This is a genomic window from Mumia sp. ZJ430 (genome assembly GCF_011751845.1).
In the GTDB taxonomy this organism is placed as follows: Bacteria; Actinomycetota; Actinomycetes; order Propionibacteriales; family Nocardioidaceae; genus Mumia.
Genome location: NZ_JAAHFK010000002.1, coordinates 967,315 through 984,513, shown reverse-complemented (window position 1 = coordinate 984,513; position 17,199 = coordinate 967,315). Strand labels below are relative to the sequence as shown.

The 17,199-nt window shown below is 68.6% G+C and carries 20 protein-coding genes; 9 read left to right on the top strand and 11 right to left on the bottom strand.

Translation table 11 applies throughout. The annotated features are described in order from the left end of the window. Positions 1-63: 63 nt before the first annotated feature. Both HCT63_RS11250 and HCT63_RS11245 read left to right on the top strand, forming a co-directional pair. Positions 64-615, top strand: a complete 552-nt coding sequence (locus HCT63_RS11250; protein WP_167004239.1) for a sigma-70 family RNA polymerase sigma factor — start codon at positions 64-66, stop codon at positions 613-615. An 88-nt stretch (positions 616-703) separates the two neighbouring features. Then, positions 704-1,270, top strand: a complete 567-nt coding sequence (locus HCT63_RS11245; RefSeq protein ID WP_167004237.1) for a hypothetical protein — start codon at positions 704-706, stop codon at positions 1,268-1,270. Between the two features lie 212 nt (positions 1,271-1,482). Here the strand turns inward: HCT63_RS11245 and HCT63_RS11240 are convergent, their stop codons facing one another. Further along, positions 1,483-2,184, bottom strand: a complete 702-nt coding sequence (locus HCT63_RS11240) for a GAF and ANTAR domain-containing protein (RefSeq protein ID WP_167004234.1) — start codon at positions 2,182-2,184, stop codon at positions 1,483-1,485. 145 nt (positions 2,185-2,329) lie between these two features. Between HCT63_RS11240 and HCT63_RS11235 the strand changes: the two genes are divergently transcribed. Next, a complete protein-coding gene (locus HCT63_RS11235) occupies positions 2,330-2,620 on the top strand; it encodes a hypothetical protein (protein ID WP_167004232.1) in 291 nt (96 codons plus the stop codon). A 39-nt stretch (positions 2,621-2,659) separates the two neighbouring features. On the opposite strand, the gene HCT63_RS11230 is transcribed toward HCT63_RS11235, so the two are convergent. Beyond that, on the bottom strand, positions 2,660-4,315 hold the full coding sequence (locus HCT63_RS11230) for an FAD-dependent oxidoreductase (protein ID WP_167004228.1): 1,656 nt from the start codon (positions 4,313-4,315) through the stop codon (positions 2,660-2,662). Positions 4,316-4,368: 53 nt separating this feature from the next. On the opposite strand from HCT63_RS11230, the gene HCT63_RS11225 reads away from it, so the two are divergent. Genes HCT63_RS11225 through HCT63_RS11215 form a run of 3 tightly spaced genes read left to right on the top strand, consistent with a single transcriptional unit; the run spans position 4,369 to position 5,771 of the window. Then, positions 4,369-4,941: a TetR/AcrR family transcriptional regulator gene (locus tag HCT63_RS11225; protein ID WP_167004225.1), complete on the top strand. Its 573-nt coding sequence runs from the start codon at positions 4,369-4,371 to the stop codon at positions 4,939-4,941. 45 nt (positions 4,942-4,986) lie between these two features. Beyond that, positions 4,987-5,487, top strand: coding sequence for a DUF4383 domain-containing protein (locus tag HCT63_RS11220; RefSeq protein WP_167004222.1), 501 nt, complete (start codon positions 4,987-4,989; stop codon positions 5,485-5,487). Then, on the top strand, positions 5,484-5,771 hold the full coding sequence (locus HCT63_RS11215; RefSeq protein WP_167004221.1) for a hypothetical protein: 288 nt from the start codon (positions 5,484-5,486) through the stop codon (positions 5,769-5,771). Before HCT63_RS11220 ends, HCT63_RS11215 begins: the two co-directional genes overlap by 4 nt. Here the strand turns inward: HCT63_RS11215 and HCT63_RS20460 are convergent. From HCT63_RS20460 to HCT63_RS11185, 6 genes are all read right to left on the bottom strand, one after another. Further along, complete coding sequence (locus HCT63_RS20460; protein ID WP_243842990.1) at positions 5,745-6,101, bottom strand: GyrI-like domain-containing protein; 357 nt, start codon at positions 6,099-6,101, stop codon at positions 5,745-5,747. The genes HCT63_RS11215 and HCT63_RS20460 overlap by 27 nt on opposite strands. A 648-nt stretch (positions 6,102-6,749) precedes the next feature. Further along, on the bottom strand, positions 6,750-7,328 hold the full coding sequence (locus tag HCT63_RS11205; protein ID WP_167004218.1) for a dihydrofolate reductase family protein: 579 nt from the start codon (positions 7,326-7,328) through the stop codon (positions 6,750-6,752). A 441-nt stretch (positions 7,329-7,769) separates the two neighbouring features. Next, a complete protein-coding gene (locus HCT63_RS11200) occupies positions 7,770-8,486 on the bottom strand; it encodes a TIGR02206 family membrane protein (protein ID WP_167004215.1) in 717 nt (238 codons plus the stop codon). 41 nt (positions 8,487-8,527) lie between these two features. Beyond that, positions 8,528-9,004: a (2Fe-2S)-binding protein gene (locus HCT63_RS11195; protein ID WP_167004211.1), complete on the bottom strand. Its 477-nt coding sequence runs from the start codon at positions 9,002-9,004 to the stop codon at positions 8,528-8,530. Positions 9,005-9,041: 37 nt separating this feature from the next. Then, the gene (locus HCT63_RS11190; protein WP_167004208.1) at positions 9,042-11,327 is read right to left on the bottom strand and encodes a molybdopterin cofactor-binding domain-containing protein; all 2,286 of its coding nucleotides are present in this window, start codon (positions 11,325-11,327) and stop codon (positions 9,042-9,044) included. A gap of 62 nt (positions 11,328-11,389) precedes the next feature. Next, positions 11,390-12,613 carry an oxygenase MpaB family protein gene (locus HCT63_RS11185; RefSeq protein WP_167004205.1) on the bottom strand — a complete coding sequence of 408 codons (1,224 nt, stop codon included), beginning with the start codon at positions 12,611-12,613 and terminating at the stop codon, positions 11,390-11,392. A gap of 174 nt (positions 12,614-12,787) precedes the next feature. Between HCT63_RS11185 and HCT63_RS11180 the strand changes: the two genes are divergently transcribed. Next, on the top strand, positions 12,788-13,423 hold the full coding sequence (locus HCT63_RS11180; protein ID WP_167004202.1) for a TetR/AcrR family transcriptional regulator: 636 nt from the start codon (positions 12,788-12,790) through the stop codon (positions 13,421-13,423). On the opposite strand, the gene HCT63_RS11175 is transcribed toward HCT63_RS11180, so the two are convergent. Together HCT63_RS11175 and HCT63_RS11170 are read right to left on the bottom strand one after the other, a co-directional pair. After that, positions 13,420-13,971 carry a sugar O-acetyltransferase gene (locus HCT63_RS11175; RefSeq protein ID WP_167004199.1) on the bottom strand — a complete coding sequence of 184 codons (552 nt, stop codon included), beginning with the start codon at positions 13,969-13,971 and terminating at the stop codon, positions 13,420-13,422. The genes HCT63_RS11180 and HCT63_RS11175 overlap by 4 nt on opposite strands. A 32-nt stretch (positions 13,972-14,003) precedes the next feature. After that, the gene (locus HCT63_RS11170) at positions 14,004-14,579 is read right to left on the bottom strand and encodes a dihydrofolate reductase family protein (RefSeq protein WP_167004196.1); all 576 of its coding nucleotides are present in this window, start codon (positions 14,577-14,579) and stop codon (positions 14,004-14,006) included. Between the two features lie 145 nt (positions 14,580-14,724). Here HCT63_RS11170 and HCT63_RS11165 point away from each other — a divergent pair, with 145 nt between their 5' ends. Together HCT63_RS11165 and HCT63_RS11160 are read left to right on the top strand one after the other, a co-directional pair. Further along, positions 14,725-15,405 (top strand): GAF and ANTAR domain-containing protein, encoded by a 681-nt coding sequence (locus tag HCT63_RS11165; RefSeq protein ID WP_167004193.1) that lies wholly within the window; start codon positions 14,725-14,727, stop codon positions 15,403-15,405. Positions 15,406-15,491: 86 nt separating this feature from the next. After that, the gene (locus tag HCT63_RS11160; RefSeq protein ID WP_167004190.1) at positions 15,492-16,091 is read left to right on the top strand and encodes a GNAT family N-acetyltransferase; all 600 of its coding nucleotides are present in this window, start codon (positions 15,492-15,494) and stop codon (positions 16,089-16,091) included. 9 nt (positions 16,092-16,100) lie between these two features. Here the strand turns inward: HCT63_RS11160 and corA are convergent, their stop codons facing one another. Then, on the bottom strand, positions 16,101-17,117 hold the full coding sequence (gene corA / locus HCT63_RS11155) for a magnesium/cobalt transporter CorA (RefSeq protein ID WP_167004187.1): 1,017 nt from the start codon (positions 17,115-17,117) through the stop codon (positions 16,101-16,103). Between the last annotated feature and the right edge of the window lie 82 nt (positions 17,118-17,199).

The window sequence follows — 17,199 nt, the reverse complement described above, 5'->3', positions numbered from 1 at the left end:
ACCTGATGCCCGAAAATTGTCCCGTTCGGCCATCCAGGCCAGCGTCGGCCGCGAAGCACCCGCATGGACCTTCTCGATCCCGGTGAGCAGACGTTCGGCGTGCGCATCACCCGGAGGGACGAGGCCGCCCTCCGCGAGGCCTACGAGACGTACGCCCCTGTCGTGCTCGCCTACGTGACCAGATATGTCGGCAGGCACGAGGCAGAGGACGTGATGCAGCGCACCTTCCTCGACGTGTGGCGGGGAGCGTCGGGGTACGACCCGAGCCAGCGGTTCACCGGGTGGCTCTTCACGATCGCTCATCACCGTGCGATCGATGCGCTGCGGGCTCGCAGGCATGGGGTCGTCGACCTCGAAGCGCTGCGTGAGCTCGCAGGAGAAGACGGAAGGGACACCGTAAACCGGCTCGCGGATGCCGCGCTCGTCCGGTCCGCCGTCGCGAGGTTGCCCGGGCATGAACGCGCGGTCCTCGAGCTGGCGTACTTCGACGACCTCCCGCTGCGAGAGATCGCCGCGCGCCTCCAGGTCCCCATGGGGACGGTCAAAGCGCGTGCCTTCCGAGGGAAGCGACGGCTGGGAGAGATCTTGAGAGCGGCCGACGAACCTGCGAGATGACGCCTGCCCCCGGCAACCGAACGGGGTCAGCGACCGAAGAACACAGAGACCAGGTATCTGGTCGCCACCAGATGGAGGGATTGTTCGCATGTCGAAACGTACGTTCATCAAGGTCCTCACCGCGTTCCTTGCGGTCGTGGGGTTGGTCGCCATCGGGGTCGGAGCCCCGGCACAGGCACAGGAGCAGCGGCGGGCGAAGGTCGGCTACACGCAGGTCGTCGTCGATCCGGCCGTCTACTCGCTCATCGCAGGCGCAGGGATCACGCCCGCGGCAATCGGTGGGGCGAAAGCGTTCGCCTACAAGGGCACGCTCGCGGCCCGGTTCCCGATCACCGGCTACTCGCTCAAGAAGGTGCAGATCAAGCACAGCGGCGGGATCAGCCTCACGGCAGGATCCGCCACGATCTCGCTGAGGAAGTTCACCATCGATCTCGGCCGCCAGCGGGTCAGCGGCAAGGTCTCCGGCTCCGTCGGCAACGTGGGGCGCGTCGACCTGTTCAAGATCCGCCGTTCGAACCGCCCAGGGCTGGGCCTGGTCAAGCTGACCTTGACGGGCACTGCTGCTGGTGCGCTCAACTCGACGTTCGGCGTCAACGCGTTCAGCGCCGGCGACACGTTCGGGTACGCGAGCCCGCGGCCGTTCGGGAGATTCTGACTCATGCTCTGGGCCGGTTGGGGGGCAGGCGCGATGCCTCCCACCGGCCCATTGGGCACGTTCCTGCCGTTAGGACCGGGCACAGTGGGGCACCGGACGAGCACTGCTTGGCCGTGGGCGCCAACGGTCGAGCATCAGGCCCGGGCGGGTCGAGAAAACGGACGCCCGGGCTGTCCCTTGTGACATCGCCGCCGCGCGGAGTCGTCGGCGGGCTAGGTGTTGTCAGGCTGGGGGATCTGCCGGGTCGCCACGATGTGCTCGGAAACGGCGAGGAGCCGAGTGTTGGTGATGCTCGAGACACGCTGAAGAAAGCGGAAGGCCCGCGTGGCGTCGAGGTCGTACCGCTCCATGACGATGCCCATCGCCTGGCCGATGACGGTGCGCGTGCGCACCGACCGGCCGAGCTGGTCGATCTGCCGTGAGGAGTCGACGGCCACGGCGATGTGTGCGGCCATGGCAGCACCGACGACCTGGTCAGAGTCGTCGAAGGCGTCGACCTTGTCGGCGTACAGGTTCAGCGCGCCGTAGTCGTCGGCGGTGGTGAAGAGCTGGAAGCACAGGACGCTGCCGAACCCCAGGTCGCGGTTGACCTGCTCGCTCCATCGCGGCCATCGGTCCTCCTGCGAAAGGTCGCGGACCAGCGTGGTCTCGTGGTCGTGGATCGTGTCGAGACACGGGCCCGTACCGATCTTGTACTGCAGGTGGTCGGCCTCTCGCGCTCGCGGCCCGGTGGAGTTGATGGTCTCGATCCGTCCGCCACGGCGGATCAGGCTTATCGCAGCGTCGTCGCAGCCCTCTATCGTCTCAACCGCCAGCTTGAGGGCCTGGTCGAGTGTGTCGGTCTCGTCGCCCTGGTCCCGCAAGGACCGCGCCAGCTCGGCGAACCAGTCGTCAGGATCTTGTCGGCGTGGCATCCCGTCATCGTAATCGTGGTGCGGACGCATGGGGAGAGTGGCTGCGACCCAAGGTGTGGGCTTAGGTCCCGCAGGCCCGGGTACCGCTTCTTCCTGGAGCAACGGCGCGATAGGGCGCCGGGGCGGGAGGAAGAGGAGTAGGGCGATGCCCCCTAGGAAGAAGGCCGCGAACAGCGGTGGCACACGAGTGACCGACGACAGCCTGCGAGTGCGCCAGGTCACGCACTACCAGTTCAGCTGGGCTGCTGGCGGCGCCGGAGAGGACGGCCTCTGGACGCTTCAGCTGGTGCTCGACGAGGGCGCATGGGAGGAAGTCCTGACGGTCAGTGCGGACGACGCCGACAACCTTCAGGACGTCCTCACCAACACGACCAACGTGTTCTACGACATCGATCGTCGGGTGCTGATGTTCGGCGTGACGAAGACCGGTGACTGACACGCTGCCGAGGACCTCGGTCCGCGGCGGCGCGTCCTTTCAGCGCGAGGCTGCCATGTGGCGCGCGCCGCGGAAGCCGAACACCGCTGCGGGTCCGATGGTCGACCCGGGACCAGGGTAGGTGCGCCCCATCACGGCGGCAGAGTTGTTGCCCGCGGCGTACAGGCCCTCGATGACCGAGCCGTCCTCGCGCAGGACGCGCGCATCGGCGTCGGTGACGACACCGCCCTTGGTGCCGAGGTCGCCGATCACCACCTTGAACGCCGTGAACGGGCCCTTCTCCAGCGGGCCCAGGCACGGGTTTGGGCGAACGAGCGGGTCGCCGTAGTAGCGGTCGTACGCGGAGTTGCCACGGCCGTAGTCGCCGTCGACGCCCGCCTTGGCGAAACCGTTGAAGCGGTCGACCGTCGCGTCGAGACGCGTGGGGTCGACGCCGATCTTGCCGGCGAGCTCGGCGAGCGAGTCGGCCTTCACCATGATCCCTGCCTCGGTCATCTTCTTGTTGAGGCGCGGGTCCATGGCGTACGTCCGCAGATAACGGCGTGCGTGCCGGGTGTCGGCGATGAACCAGTACGGTCCGTCCTTGTCGTGCTCGAGCATGTGGTGCCCGAGGTCGACGTACGACTCCGACTCGTTGGCGAACCGCTCGCCCTTGCCGTCGACGATGATCGAGTACGGGAACGACCGCTCGCCGACGATGAATGCCGCGCCGTGTCCGTCGACGGGCGCGATCGACGCACCCCACCAGGCGTCGTCCATCAGCTCGAGCGCCGCGCCGGCCTTGTAGGCGATCTCGATCGGGCGACCGAGGTTGCCAGGTGCGCCGGACGGGTTGCCCTCGATCCCCTGCAGCTCGCGTCGCATCTGCTTGTTCTGGTCGAACCCGCCGCCAGCGAGCATGACGCCGCGGCGTGCCTCGATCGTGAGGGGCTCGCCGTCGCGGGTGACGCGGACGCCGACCACGTGTCCTTCGTCCATGATCAGGTCCTCGAGCGGCGCGTTCAGCCACAGCGGAGTCTTCTGCTTCTGCACGACCACGTCGACGAAGGAGGCGGCGAAGGCAGCGCCGATGCCGGCGAGCTTCTTGCCGCGCAGGACCCCTCCCGCGGCGCGGACCACGAGCTCGGCGCCGCGCCGGAATCCGGCCGGGGTCGACCATGCCCGTCCCAACAGCCAGACGTCGTCGGTCTTCACCGGCAGGGCCACCGGGGCCTGGCAGGTCTCCCACCACGAGCCGATGCGCTTGACGTCGAACGGCTTGACCTCGACAGCGCGACCGATCTTGCCGCCCGGCTTCTCGGGGTAGTAGTCGGCATAGTCCGGTGCGCGCACCAGCTCCACGCCGTACTTCTCGGCCGTCAGGACGAAGTCCTCGACGCCGTCGACGAATGCCTCCTTGCGGGCCCTGTTGCTGGCGGCTCCCGGCTCCCCGACGGTGGCCTCGAGGTAGGCCAGCGCCTCCACTCGGGAGTCGCCGACGTCGTCACGCTTCATCAGCGGGTTGTTCGGCAGCCACATCCCGCCGCCCGACATCGCCGTGTTGCCGCCCCACTTGTCGGTGCTTTCCAGCACCACGACGCTCAGCCCGGAGTCGGCGGCTGCCATCGCGGTCGACAACCCCGCGGCTCCGGACCCGACGACAACGACGTCGTAAGTGTGGTCGTACGAGGACGCGGGACGGGAGTTCGCGGGCATGGAGGCCTCCTGTACGGGCTACCGGACAATCTTGTCCGGAGTAGGATCCCAGCATGCCTTCCCCGCGCCGTCAGATCAACCGCGGCCCTGCTGCGGCCGGCGAGAACCGGGCGGCGATCCTGGCGGCGGCGCGGCGCGTCTTCGCCGAGCAGGGCTATCACGCTCCGCTGTACAAGATCGCCAAGGAGGCCGGGGTCGGCCAGGGTGTGCTCTACCGCCATTTCCCCAACCGTCTCGCCCTCGGCTTCGCGGTGTTCGAGGAGAACTTCGTCGAGCTGCGAGAGGTCTCGTCGCGCGACGACGCAGGCGCGCTCGAGGAGCTGTGGGCGCGGCTGCTGGACCTGACCATCACCGATGCCGCGTTCGTCGAGATGTTCGTGGACGCCCGTCGTGCCACCGCCGACTACGACGGCGCCGAGCGCTTGGTCGCTCTGCTCGAACCGGCCCTCGACCGTGCGCGCGCTGCGGGTCGCGTCGACCCCGAGCTGACGACGGCAGACCTCCTGCTCGCCCACCGCATGGTGTTCGGCGTCGTCGCCACCGCGGAGGACGAGGCCGCCGCGCGCGTCGCCGTGGCGGCGGCAACGGCGCTCATCCCGAGGCTGCCTCCTGCCCCTCGTGCGTGAGGACGCCGGGGACGGGTACCGGTCCGGAGACGAAGGGAGTCTCCCATGGACGACTCAGCAGCAGCCAGCCGCGGCCACGACAGCGATCTCGCCGCGAAGGAGAAGACCGTGCGCACCCTCACGATGGTCGTGGGAGCGGTCTTCCTCCTGGTCGGGATCCTCGGCTTCATCCCTGGCATCACGACGAACTACGACACGATGACCTTCGCCGGACACGAGAGCGATGCGAAGCTCCTCGGGATCTTCGAGGTCTCGATCCTGCACAACATCGTCCACCTCCTGTTCGGCGTCGTCGGGCTATGGGCGGCACGGGCCGCGAGGACCGCTGTGCCGTACCTGATCGGCGGCGGCGTGGTCTATCTCCTCCTGTGGCTCTACGGGCTGATCATCGACCACGACCACGCGGCGAACTTCATCCCGGTCAATGACGCGGACAACTGGCTCCACCTCGGCCTCGGCGTCGTGATGGTCGTGCTGGGGGTGATGGGCTCGCGCATGATCGCGCCGCGTCGAGCGGCGACGGGTCCACCGGGCCGTCGCCCGTGAGGGCGGGCAAGGACCGCGACAGGGCGGGCCTGCTCGGTCGGGCCGCCCTGACGGGCGCCGGTCTGGAACCACGCGATGCACTGAGGGACAGGGCCACGCTCGGTGCGCTGCGCGGGGTGGTCGAGAACGCGACGGGCGTGGGTGCCCCGCCCTCGACCTGGGAGAGCACCGAGCGTCGGGCCGACTTCTTCCACAAGGCGGTCTACTCGACAGTCACCGGCTGGTTTTCGGACCGCTGGATCGCGCCCCGCCTGCAGTCACGTCGCGGGGTCGTCAGCCACTGACCGCGCGAGGGACACCGGCTGCCTGAGGATCGTGCGCAGCTTGGCGGGGGCGACCCTGCGTGCGTCGCTGAGGTAGATCTCGTGGTGCTTGCCGGTCATCCGCAGGCCGTGGTCGGGGACGAACTCGTCATGCATCCGCGCCAGCACCTCGGCCTCGTCGTCGAAGGAGCCGACGTGCAGCGTCTGCACGCACCGTCCCTCGGACAGCGGTGCGAGGCGCAGCTCGTCGAGCCGGACCGGCCGGGCTTTGGCTGCGGTGCGGGCGACGGCCGCGTCGACCATGGACTGGTCGATCCAGTCCGGGTCATGATCATCAAGGTCCAGTCCCACTGCGACTTGTCGCGCGTCGTGGTGAAGGCGTCCATGTCCTCGGCCCACCACAGGCCCTCCAGCGGCGGAACGACGTAGTCACGTCCGAGGTCCTTCTTGCTCGCGAACTTCACGGCGTACGCCACGGGATACAGCGCGGCGAGCGCGTCGGCGTACGCCGGTGAGGTGTTGGGATCGCCGTGTCCGTCGACCATCAGATATTGCATGTCGGGCACGTCCAGGAGTCTGAAAACGCCTCTCTTGGCCTGGTAGGCGTCAAGGCTCTTCTTGATGTCGGTCTTGTCGGTCGTGCGGATCATCGAGCACCTGGACTCGGCTGGCGAGCCACTGCCTTTCCGCCTCCAGGAGGCACGGAGAGTACCTCGACGGGTGAGCCGGGTACGGAGCGCCGCGCCGTACTGGCGCTCGTTGAGCAGCGGCAGGTTGGCCACGCCGAGAAGGAACGGGTGCGGCACCGTCCGGAGCTCGGTGAGGAACGCGAGGGCGTTGCGTGCCGCGCTCTCTCGGCCGAGGTCCGTCGTGTGGAAGACGCGCCGTGACTTCGCGCGGCCGGGGCGTCGCGCACGTGGACGAGGCCTCGATCCACGCACCTATTCTGGCACTGGAATAGCCCTGCTGGTCAAGCGCTTCGTTGATGCTCCACACTGCTCAGCCGTGCAGGGTGGGCCGGTAGACGAGCTCTTGGATGCGGCCGTCAAGGGTCCGGCTCTCGAGCAGGTCGAGGTCGAAGTCGGCCGCTCCGGCGAAGATCGGGTCGGTTCCGGACTGCCCGGTGATCACAGGGAACACCGTCACTTCGACGCGGTCGACCAGGCCAGCGGCCATGAGGGCACGGTTCATCGACAGGCTTCCGTGCGAGCGCAACGGCACGTCGGACGCCTCCTTGAGCCGGGCGACGACGTCGACGGCATCACCAGCCGCAAGGGTGGCGTCCGGCCAGTCGAGCGGTCCTCGCAGGGTGGACGACACGACCGTCGTCGGCAAGCTCATCATCCGGGTGACCCAGGCGTCGTACACCGACTCCTCGGTGCCCGAACCCAGCAGCTGGACGAACGCCCGGTACGTATTGGCCCCGAAGACCATCCGCTGCTCCTCGTCGTACGAGGCGAGACGGTGGTCGAGCAGCTCGGGGCCTTGCTTGCCCCAGTAGCCGCCCCAGTCGCCGCCGCTGGCGGTGCCGAAACCGTCGAGGCTCGAGAAGACGTCGAAGGTGTAGGTGGCAGTCATCGTGCACTCCTCGGGACGGTTGATCAGGTCGTGGTGTCGACCTGCGGGCCGGGTCGAACTCATCGCTCCCATCGAACGGTCGCCGCGTTCGCGTGACATTCGTCATCCCCGGGCCGTGGAGGATCCACACGCCTTCATGACGGCCGGCACTACTGCCCGCGCCCGTACGCCACGAGGCTGGAGGCATGAACCACGAACGGAGTGCGACCAGGCCCGCTGACCGGGCTCCCGTGATCGAGGTACGAGGGCTGCGGCGCGTCTACGGCGAAGGGGACACCGCGTTCGAGGCCGTCCGGTCGCTCGACCTCGACGTTCGACCTGCTGGAGGGGCTGGCAGAGCCGACTGCCGGAGAGGTCGCGGTCTTCGGGCTCGACCCGGTGCGCGACCGTCGCCGGATCCGGCCGCGGGTGGGGACGATGCAAGGGCCTTCGGAACGAGCGCTAAGCGGCGACGGTGGCCTTGGCCTCGCGGCGGGTCCACGGCCAGGTCAGCAGCGCCCAGACGGTGGCGACGATCACGATCTCGAGGACCACGTACAACGGCCACGGCCCGAGATAGTCGAGCAGCGAGGCCCGGCCAGGCTTCGCGTTGAGATAGCCGTAGTTGACCCCGGCGATCGCGTTGTAGATGAAGGCGAGCACTGCCCAGACGAGCGTGATCGCGACCGTGCGCCGATAGGTCGCCCACGTCGGCCAGACCCCGAGGCCCACCACGAGATAGACCGCCGCCCAGACGATGAGGAGGTGCATCGCCCAGAACATGAGGAAGCGCGGCTCGGGCCAGGCCGCGGCGAGGTCGGGGGTCAGCATCCCCTGGGTCGTGAGCGTGATGCCCCACAAGTAGGTGACGGTGGCGGTCAGGCGCGAGCGCGTCCAGAGCGCGTGCACGGCGAAGAGCCACGCGAGGTCGCAGAGCTGGAAGGGGAGCGAGGTACGGGGGTTCCACTCGTCCGGGAGGAACTGCATGATCTGCAGCGGGATGGTCACCGCGCAGATGCCCACTGCGAGCGCCCGGCTCACCCGCGTCTCGGTGGCCGTGCCCCGTACGTGCCACCCGACCCACACCACGGCGATGAGGCCAACCGCGAACACACCCAGCGCTGCGAGGTGCTGCGAGCCGAACGTCTCGAAACGGCCGTCTGCGGCCAGGCTCACCATGGGATCAGGCTAAGGCCGCCGGAGGTCGCGCAGTCCGACACTCACATGCGCGCTGCGCCGGTACGGATCGCCTCCCGGATGCGGGGGTAGGTACCGCAGCGACAGATGTTGCGGATGCTGTCGAGGTCGTCGTCGGTGACGCTGCGACCCTCGGCGGCGACACGGCGTACGAGGTCGACGGCGGCCATGATCTGGCCCGGCTGGCAGAAGCCGCACTGCGCGACGTCGTGCGCGAGCCACGCCTCCTGCATGGGGTGGAGCTCGGCGCCGATCGTGTCGGGGAGCCCCTCGATCGTTGTCACCTCGTCGCTCGGCGAGAGCGCGTCCACCGGGACAGCGCACGGGTTGAACGCCTTGCCGTTGAGGTGGCTCGTGCATGCCTTGCACACGTTGATCCCGCAGCCGTACTTCGGGCCAGTGACACCCAGGACGTCACGCAGGACCCACAGCAGTCGCACGCCGTCAGCGACGTCGACGCTGACCTGTCGGCCGTTGAGCACGAAGGTGTGCTGGGGCACGGTGGTTCTCCTTGGTCTCGTGGGGGAATGCGGTGCGTCAGCGGACGAACGTCAGTCCGTCGGTGGGCGACTGCGGGATCGGAGGAACGGTGGGCTTGGGGGTGAACGAGAGCGTCGAATGGTTGATCGGGAACGACGTCGGCATGGTCCCTGTCGCTCTCCCGTACGCGCAGGCGACGGCGGCGAACGACGCGGCGACGCCGAGCTCGCCCGCACCTCCGGGCTCGCCGGTGGTGGTCGGCATGATGACGATCTTGATCTCGGGGGGCGTGTTCCACTGCCGTGTATAGAAGTAGTTGTCCCAGCTGGCCTCGAGGAACGACCCGTCGCGGAGGTGGAGGCTGGAGGTCAGGGCGAGGGCGATTCCGTCCATCAGGCACCCCATCATCTGCGCCTCGAGGCCGCGCGGGTTCACCGCGAGGCCGGCGTCGACCGCGATCACGGCCTTGGTGACGCGAGGACCGGCGACGGCGTCCCTGATCTGCCGTCCGACAGTCTCGGGACGGCAGTCGAGCTCGACGAGCACGGCGCTGACCGAGCGGTACTCGTCGTGGAGCGCGATGCCCTGCGCCGTGCCGGCCGGCATCGTCCGTCCCCAGCTGCCGACCTGGGCGACCTTGTCGAGGACGGCGCGCGCTCGATCGGTCCGCAGCATCGACCGGCGGAACTGGTAGGGGTCCTTGCGCATCCGTGCCGCCAGCTGGTCCACGACGAGCTCGCGTGCGCACGTCACGTCGGGGGAGTAGACGTTGCGCATGCTGCCGGTGTTGAACCCGCGGTCGGTCTCGTTCAGGACCCGGCTGACGACCCCGAAGTCGTACGGCATCGTCTGCGAGAGCTGGAAGAACACCTGCGAGAACGCCGAATCGCCCACCGGCAGCCCCGCGACCGTCGCGGTGATGAGCTCGCCCAGGCCGTGGCCGAGGTCGGTGGCGACGCTGGTGTGGACCTGCTTGAAGCCGAGCACGGAGCTGCCGAGGTAGTTCGCGCGCACGCGTGAGGTCGCCATCGGGTGGGTGCGCCCTTGGCGGCTGTCGTCGGCGCGGTGCCACATCAGCTTCACCGGCTTGCCGATCTTCTGCGAGACCTCGGCGGCCTCGAGCGCGGCGTCGAAGAAGAGCTTGCGGCCGAACGAGCCGCCGCCCTCGGTGACGTGCACGGTGACGGCGCTGGCGGGGATCTTGAGCGTGAGCGCGAGGGTCTGCCGCGCGATGATCGGCGACTTGAGCGACGACCAGATCTCGGCCCGTCCACCGCGCACGTCGGCGATGGCACAGTTCGTCTCCAGTGCGCTGTTGCTGCGGAACGCGAACGTGAACCTGGTGTCGATCGTCGGCGTGAGGGGCGGCAGTCCCATCGGGAGCTCGGCCCGCCGCAGCTCGGCGAGCACGTCGTCGTCCGACTTGCCCTCAGCGGTGCCCCGACCCCACGAGACCTCCAACGCTCGCACCGCGTCGATGCACTGGCCGAACGTCTCGGCGCGTACGGCGACGCCGGTCGCGATCGGCACCACGTCGGTGACGCCGGGCATGGCGCGCACCGCGGCGAGGTTGGCGACCGACCGTACGGTGCCGTTGAGCGTCGGGGGCCGGCATACCATCGTCGGCAGTGCGCCGGGGACCTGCAGGTCCATCGCGAACTGCTTGCGTCCGGTCACGGCAGCCAGCGCGTCGACGCGCGTTCGGGGCGTGCCGATCACGGTGAAGTCGTCGCTGGGCTTGAGCGTGACCCGTACGGTCTCGACGCGGGAGCTGGCCGCCTTCGCCGCGAGCGCACCGATGTCGAGGGATGCGCCACCGGGAGCGGTGACGACGCCGTTCTTCAGTGTGAGGTCGGCTGCCGGACGGCCGAGCTCGGTCGCGGCCGCGGCGAGCAGGCGGAGCCGCGCGATCGCCGCGGCGACGCGGATCGGCGTGAACGTGGCGATCGTCGTGTTGGAGGCTCCGGTGAGCTGGTTGAAGAGGAGCTCCGGCCGGGCGTCGGCGAGCGTGACGCGGATCCGGTCGAGACCGACGTCCAGCTCCTCGGCGATGAGCATGGCCGTCGAGGTGGTGATGCCCTGGCCCACCTCGGCCCGGGGGAGGGAGAACGCCACAGTGCCGTCGGGGCGTACCTCGACGGTGATGAGGTGCGACGTCGGCAGCGCCGCCACCGTCATCATGTCGTTGAGGTCGAGGAAGTCCGTCAGCTGCGGCAGGGCTGCGGCCTCGGCCTCACCGGGGAGGGCCAGGCGGGCGCCGGTGACGAGGGTCGCCGATGCCAGCACGTACCCGAGGAAACTCCGACGTCCGATGCCGTCGGGCTCGTTAATCTCGTCTGTCATGTCGGCGCGTCAGAACGGACTCTGGCGTCTGCTGAGGTCGCGCATGGCTCGGCTCCTCGCTCTCAGGACGGGTAGTTCGGGTTGTTCATCGTCGGGATGTCGATGTTGATCTGCTGCCCGGGCTCGAGGTAGAAGAGCGCGAACTTCCGGATCAGCTCCTCGAACACGAAGTAGATCGACGGCACCCCGAGCAGCGGGAGGCCGAGCTCGCGCAGCCGGACGAACGGGATCCAGGCGGCGGCGACGGTCGCGTCGAGGATCGGGTTGCGGTCGATCCCGAGCCAGTCGGTGACCTGGTCGCCGAGCATGTATCGGGTGACCGACTCGAACGCGGGCTTCGTGACCAGGGTGAAGTCGATGCGGTCTCCCAGGTTCGTCAGCATCTCCGCGAGCTTGACGCCCTCCGGGGTCGGACCGAGGAGCGGCACCAGGACCTGTTCACGCTGGGCCAGCGCCTCGTCCCAGGATGCGGGGATGTACTCGTCGAGGACGCCGAGCATCGACGCCGTCACCTGCCAGATGTGGAGGTAGGCGTCAGCCTCGGCCTTGGGGATCCGGATGTTCCAGTCCATGAGCTTCTGCCAGACTGACGAGGCGAGGCTGTGCCACGTCACCATGATGTCGAACTGGCTGATCGGGATCTCTTCGTCGGCCGAGGCCACCCAGTGCGGGGACTGGGGGAGTAGATGGCGAACGGCGGCGTGCGTGAGCCTGGTCTTCACACAGGTCACGACCATCTCGCCGTCCGGCCGGTACGCGTGGTAGTCGCCGATGTCGTACCCGAGCTTCGCGGTCTTGGCGATGCGGTCCGTCAGGTCGGCGCCGCCTTTGGAGTAGTAGACGGCGCGTGCCTCGCGCGGGATGGCGGCGCTCATCATGCCGCTGTTCATGCCGTACAGGACGCCCAGGTAGAGCCCGCGCTTGCGAGTGAACTGGTACGCGAGGTCGAGCTTGCGCTGGTCCGCCCACGCGGGAAGCGTGCGGGTCTGGTTGACCAGTGCTGCGACGTCGGCGGGGAGACCGGAGGGGACGGTCTGACCGTTCTTCGTCCACGAACGGAGCACGTCGTTCACGGCGGGGACACCGCCGCGCTCGAGGAGCGAGGCGAGCACGGGATCCGCCAGGTCGTCCCACACGTAGCGCGGGTCGCGACCGGTGCCCGTGCCGGCGATCGAGCCCGCCGAGGACCACGTCCACGCCTTGGCGGGGGCGGCGACCGTGAAGGCGCCGAGCGCACCGAGGGCTCCTCCCGCCCGTAAGAGGTTTCTCCTGCTGAGGTCTGCCATTTCGTGCTCCTCGTCGAGTCCTCGCGACAGCCAGGCGGAGGCTATCGGCAGTTTGCCAATAGTGACTTGCGTCATATTAATAGAGGAGGACGGGGATGGCTAGAGGGAACGAGGTCGATCGTCCGATCTGCACTCTTTGCCCCGGTCGAGCGAGGTGTACGGCAAGATTCCGGCATGGGATCTACGCGTCGCCGACTCCCGCCGGACGTACGGCGCGAGCAGATCGTCAGCGCCGCCGGCCGCGTGTTCGCCGAGCGCCCGTACGACGACGTGTCGACGGGCGAGCTTGCCGGTGCATGCGGCGTGAGTAGAGGACTGCTCAACCACTACTTCCCGACCAAGCGCGACCTCTACGTCGCCGTCGTCGCGAAGCTGCTCCAGGCGCCGCGCCTCCCGACCCCCGCGTACGTGGAGGGGGCGCGGCCGGAGGAACGCATCGCGCAGAGCGTCCACGAGTGGGTCGGGATGGTGCTGCGCAGCCGTGAGACGTGGCTGTCGGCGTCGGCGTTGACGGGGGAGTCGCAGGACGAGCAGGTCCAGGCGCTGGTGAGCGAGTACACCGAGGCCATGGCCGACCAGATCTGCGAGATCGCCGGCCTGCACGTCGTACGAGAAGACCCGGTGGTGCGGGTCGCGCTGCACGGCTACTCGGCGTACGCGACGGTCGTCACGCGTCGCTGGTTGCGCGGGGCCGAGCTGACACGAGAGCAGCTCGAGCGGCTGCTGTGCGAGGCGCTGATCGACCTCGTACGGAGGACCATCCCCGATCTGGTCGAAGGCGCGGGGCGACCGGGCGGCGGTCAGTCCTAGGACGGCTGGACGGCGTTCCTCTGGATCGCGCCGGCACCGGTGACGACGCTCAGCGGCGGGACATCCTTCGCGACGACGGTGCCCGCGCCGACGACCGATCCGTGGCCGATCGTCACGCCGGGTGCGACCGTCGCGCCGGCGCCGATCCAGACGTCGTCCTCGATGACGATGGGGGCGTGAGTCAGGTAGTCGAACCGCTCGGCGACCTCAACGGGATGCCCGGAGGTGCTGAGTGTGACGTTGGGGCCGATCAGGACGCGGTCGCCGATCGTGATGCCGCCGAAGTCCAGGAAGTAGCACCCCTGGTTGATGAAGACGCGCTCCCCGAACGTCGCGCCGAGGCCGTAGTCGCAGAAGAACGGCGGATAGATCGTGAGCGACTCCGGCAGGGGCTGGCCGAAGATCTCGCTCAGCAGAGCGATGCGTGCGTCGACGTCACCGTGCGGGAGGACGTTGAGCCGCGACGTGAGTTCCATGGCGACCTGGACGCGCTCGGCGAACGCGCGGGACTCGGGCGTACGAGTGGGCAGGCGGCGCTTCTCGAACATGCCCCCGATGCTGGCAGAGGGGAGTGACGGAATCAGCCGTGCACGGTCGGACGGTAGGTGAGCTCTTGGGTGTGGCCGTCGAACGTCCAGCTCTCGAGCAGCTCGAGGTCGAAGTCGGCCGATCCTGCGAAGATCGGGTCCGTCCCGGTCTGACCGCTGATCACCGGGAAGAGCGTCACCTGGACGCGGTCGACGAGACCGGCCGCCATCAGCGCGCGGTTCATCGACAGGCTGCCATGCGAGCGCAACGGCACGTCGGACTCCTCTTTGAGCCGCGCGACGACGTCGACGGCGTCGCCGCTCACGACGGCCGCGTTCGGCCAGTCGAGCGGTCCCTGGAGGGTCGTCGAGACCACCGTCGTCGGGAGGTTCACCATCCGGGCATTGATCGGGTCGAGCTCGTCGGTGCTCGCGCCCAGGAGCTCGACGAACTCCCGATAGGTGTGGGCGCCGAGGACCATCCGCTGCTCCGCCTCGTACTGCGCGAGGCGGTGGTCGAGGAACTCGGGGCCCTGCTTGCCCCAGTACCCGCCCCAGTCGCCGCCCCCTCCGTACGAGCCGAAGCCGTCGATGGTGGACACGACGTCGAAGGTGTAGGTCGCGGTCATGGTGCTCTCCTCGCAGTCGGCGGGTCCGTCTGAAGAGACTGACCGACCGGGCGGCGGAACCTCATCGCTGTCGCCGGAACGCAACCCGGGCGTAAAATCCTGACGGGTGCAGACGCGCGCCCCACGGCGTGAGCGGGGGTGTCAGATGACGGACGAGGTGCTCGATCATCACGAGCTCGCGGACCTGGTCGAAGACCTCCACGCCGCTGACTCCGCGGAGCAGACGGCCGAGCAGATCATCACGCGCTTGTGCGAGACCGTCGAGATGGATCGCGGCGGCGTGACGATGATCCGCGGCGGTGGCCGGCTCGACACCGTCTCTGCCACCGACGACCTCATCAAGAAGGCCGACGAGCTGCAGGTCGCGCTCGGCGAAGGACCGGCCCGCAGCGACGACTGGGACGAGACCCTCCGTTTGGGCGACCTACGGCGAGAGCGGCGATGGCCGCGCTGGACGAAGGCGGTCACGGACCTCGGCGTCGCGAGCCTCCTCGGCGTGAGCCTCGCGCCGAGCTCCCGCCGGATCGGCGTGGTCACCCTCTACTCGGAGGACACGCGGTTCTTCGACGACGATGACGTGGCGTTCGCCCACATCTTCGCGCGTCACGCCGCAATCGCGTTGTTTCGTGCCGAGCGCGAGGAGAACCTCGAGATCGCGCTCGACGCGCGCAAGCTCATCGGGCAGGCCCAGGGCATCCTCATGGAGCGATACGGCCTGGACGAGCCGCGGGCCTTCGAGGTGCTGCGGCGCTACTCCCAGCAGCACAACCTCAAGCTGCGCGCGGTGGCGCGGATGCTCGTGGAGACCCGCACGCTGCCGTCCTGACCTGGCACGGCGCAAACCACCGCTGGAGTGCCGGCCGCGTGTGGATAGGGTCGGCCCGTACGGGTGGCGAGCGAAGCGGGCGGGGCATGGGCGAGACGACGGTCGTGGTCAAGCGGGGCGACGAGCTCGGCGAGGAATACCGGCGCCGCATCACCGAGGTGTACGTCCGCAGCTTCGCCGACGACTTCGTCGCGTTCTCGCGCGACACCGACACGCTGGCCGACGCGTTCGAGCACATGCTGCTGATCGAGCGGTTCTATGTCGCGCTCGTCGAGGGTGAGCCTGCGGGCATCGCCTCGTTCACCGAGGGCGACCAGACGCTCTTCGCGCCGCAGTGGTCGCAGATCCGTCGCCACCTCGGACTCGTACGGGGGCTGCTCGGCTATGTGGTGATCCAGCGCTGGTTCATGCGTCCGTTCGAGGGAGCACGGCCCGGACTGGCCGAGATCGGGTTCGTTGCCACCGAGCCGGCATACCAGGGGAGGGGTGTCGCGACCGCGCTGCTGCGTCACCTGCTGGCGCTGCCCGGTTATCGCGAGTTCGTGCTCGAGGACATCAAGGACACCAATGCGTCGGCGCTCGCCGTGTACGCCAAGCTCGGCTTCACGGTCTACAAGCGTAAGAAGGTGCGCTTCGCCCGACGCGTCGGCTTCACTGAGCTGGTGTCGATGAAGCTCGAGCGCTGAGGCCCGTCGCTAGAGCCAGCCGCGCCGTTTGAACACGACGTAGAGCGTCACGCAGACGGCGGCCATGAGCACGATCGCGAACGGATAGCCGAACGCCCATCCGAGCTCCGGCATCCGCTCGAAGTTCATCCCGTAGATCGTGCCGACCAGCGTGGGCGCGAAGAGGATCGCCGCCCACGACGAGATGCGCTTGAGCTCCTCGTTCTGGCGGAAGCTGGCCTCGGTGAGGCGCTGCATCTCCTCGTTCTGTCGTTGGCCGACGAGGGTGGCGTTGACGGCGAGGATGTTCTGGAGGAGAACCCGGAACCCTTCGATCCGCTCGACGATCCGGATCACGTGGTCCTCGACGTCGCGCAGGTTGCGGCGGAGCTCCTCGTCGACGGCGTACTTCTCGAAGCCGCTGCGGAGCGCGTCGAGCATGCCGAGGAGGGGACGGGCCGCGCGCTGGAACTCGATGACCTCGCGCGACAGTTCGTAGATGCGCCGCGAGACGGTCGGATCACCGGCGAACACCTGGTACTCGATCTCGTCGATGTCGTTCTCGAGGCCGGCGACCACCGGACCGTACTCGTCGACGACCTCGTCGAAGATCGCGTACAGGACGGCTTCGGGGCCGAGGCAGAGCAGGTCGGGGGAGGACTCGAGACGGCGCCGGACGTGTCCGAGGTTGGGCGACTCCGCGTGCCGGACGGTGACGACGAAGTCGGGGCCGGTGAAGACGTGGACCTCGCCGAACTCGACGCGCTCCTCGGCATCGAGATAGCGCGCCGGCCGCAGGACCGTGAAGAGGACGTCGCCGTAGCGCTCGAGCTTCGGGCGCTGGTGCGCCCGGATCGTGTCCTCCACCGCGAGCTCGTGGATCGAGAACTCCTCGGCGACGGACTCGATCTCGTCGCGGGTCGGACGGTAGAGGCCGATCCAGCCCATCCCGTGCTCGTCACGCAGCAGCTCGTACGTGTCCTCGAGGGTCGGCGGCTCGACCTTGCGCGTGCCCTCGACGTACACGGCGTTGTCCACGATCCCCATCGGCTGCCTCCTCTCGCGACCACGATGACCGTACCTGTTGGCGGGCGTGCGAGCCCGCCCGCCCGGTCCGTCAAGATCGTGT